Below are 2,473 nucleotides of genomic sequence, written 5' to 3' on the forward strand. Positions count from 1 at the left end.
CCTGCGCAACTGGCGCAGCGCGAAGGTGTGGCGCAGCAGGAAGGAGCCGCCGCCGGCGGCCTCGATGCCCGCATCCTGCAGCACCTGCTTGGCGGCAACGTACTGCGCCTCCTTGCTCCAGGGCTTGCCGCTGCGCGTGGCCGGGAACAGGAACTCGCCCGCGATCAACAGCTCGGCGCGTACCTTGAGCCAGTGCTGCAGCAGTTCGCCGGCCCAGGGAGCGACCGGTGCCTCGCGCGCCGGCGAATTGCCGTTGCCCGGCACCGCAACCTTCCAGGGCCGATCGCGCCGGCCGGCCATCTGCGATGTGGGCGCATCGAGCCGCAGCAGGCGGACGTCTCCGGGCGTGAGCCCCGCGCCCAGCTGCAGGGCAACGGCCGTGCGGTTGCGCAGCGCCTGCCAGCTCAGCGCGGCCTGGGCATGCCGGTCGCCTGCCGCGCCGGGACGTGGCCGGGCGCTCGAGAGAAAGACGATGAGATGCCGGGCCTCGGAGACCGAGAGGAATTCCGGCAGCGGATCGGCCCGCACCGAATCCGCATAGCGAATCTCCGGCTGCGTTGCGATCCAGTCCGCGGCGGCGGTGTTGACGGGAACGTCGTGCGTCTGTGCATGGTGGCGCAGCACCCGGTCGATCAGCCGAAGCAGGCGCAGCGCATAGCGCGGCGACAGCGACAGGTCGTCGCTTTTCATGCCGAAGCGCGCCTGCTGGAACGCCGACAGGTCGCCCTTATCCAGCGACGCCAGCGTCACCGCAGGCGACTGGCCGAGGCACCAGGCCGTGAAACTGCCCCACATGTCGCGATAGACCGCGATGGAAGAGGGCTGCCGCAAGGCGCCGTTTTCTTGCTGCGCGGCCAGCCAGCTGGCAAACGCCGCCTGATGCGATTCACCGGAGGGTTCGGAGAAGAGGGGAAGCGACGGCATAGAAAAATACGCTAACGGCAGAAGTTTGTTTGATGAGCGAAAGGATGGCTGGGCACGGAATGGAGTTCTGGTTTATGGAATCGATTGCCGTTAGTGTATTTGCTTGTCGGATCTCACGGCACTCCCTCGGCGACGCAGCAAATACCACGCAGCCGGAACCACCAGCATGCTCAAGAGCGGCGCGGTGACCATGCCGCCCACCATGGGCGCGGCAATGCGCGTCATCACTTCCGAGCCGGTGCCGCTGCCAAGGAGGATGGGCAGCAGGCCCGCCATGACGACGGCCACCGTCATGGCCTTGGGCCGCACGCGCAGCACGGCGCCTTCGCGGATGGCGGCGCGCAAGGTCTGGTCGTCCATCGGCTCGCCGGCGGCCAGGCGCCGCGCCAGCGCGTTCTTCAGGTAGACCAGCATCACCACGCCAAACTCGGCCGCCACGCCGGCCAGCGCAATGAAGCCCACCGCCGTGGCGACGGAGACCGAGTGGCCCAGGGCCCAGACCAGCCAGAAACCGCCGATCAGCGAGAACGGCACGGCCGCCATCACCAGCGCCGCGTCGCCGAACGACCTGAACAGCAGGTAGAGCAGCACGAAAATGACCGCCAGCGTCGCGGGCACGACCAGCTTCAGCCGCTCGGTTGCGCGCTCCAGGTATTCGAACTGCCCGGACCATGACACCGCGTAGCCCGCGGGCATCTCCACGACGCGGCCGATGGCTGCCTGCATGTCGGTGACGGCGGAGCGCAGGTCGCGCCCGCGCACGTCCACATAGACCCAGCCCGACAGCCGCGCGTTCTCGCTGCGCAGCATCGGCGGACCGTCCTCGATGCGGATGTTGGCGACATCGCCCAGCAGCAGTTGCGCGCCCCTGGCCGTGACGAAGGGCAGCTGCCGCAGGCGCTCGAGCGAGTCGCGGACCTCGCGCGGATAGCGCAGGTTGATCGGATAGCGCTCGCGCCCCTGGATGACTTCGCCCACGTTGTCGCCGCCGATGGCGGTGGACACCACGGCCTGCACGTCCGCCACCGAGAGGCCATGGCGCGCTGCCGCGAGCCGGTCGACGTCGACATCGATGTAGCGCCCGCCGGTGAGCCGCTCGGCCAGGGCCGACGACACGCCGGGAACGCCCTTGACCGCTGCCTCGATCTGGGTRGTCAGCGCATCGATGGTGGCCAGGTCCGCCCCGGCCACCTTGATGCCAACGGGGCTCTTGATGCCCGTGGCCAGCATGTCGATGCGGTTGCGGATCGGCGGCACCCACACGTTGCTGAGGCCCGGCACCTTGACGGCACGGTCCAGTTCCTCGACCAGCCTGTCGGCCGTCATGCCCGCGCGCCATTGCGCCCGAGGCTTGAACTGGATGGTGGTCTCGAACATCTCGAGCGGCGCTGGATCGGTGGCCGTGTCCGCGCGTCCCGCCTTGCCGAACACGCGCTCGACCTCGGGCACCGTCTTGATCAGCCGGTCGGTCTGCTGCAGCAGCTGGGACGCCTTCGACACCGAAAGCCCGGGCAGCGCCGACGGCATGTAGAGCAGGTCGCCTTCGTCC

Annotated in this window: 2 protein-coding genes; both read right to left on the minus strand. The window is 68.9% G+C overall.

Annotated elements, in window-relative coordinates; genetic code table 11:
- The coding region (locus AC1DOC_RS29260; RefSeq protein ID WP_478131077.1) for a tyrosine-type recombinase/integrase at window positions 1–831 on the minus strand (831 nt) is incomplete at its 3' end.
- Window positions 832–1,014: 183 nt separating this feature from the next.
- On the minus strand, window positions 1,015–2,473 hold a 1,459-nt coding region (locus AC1DOC_RS29265; RefSeq protein WP_478131078.1), incomplete at its 5' end, for an efflux RND transporter permease subunit.

This window comes from Variovorax sp. 01T439_2 (genome assembly GCF_056398445.1).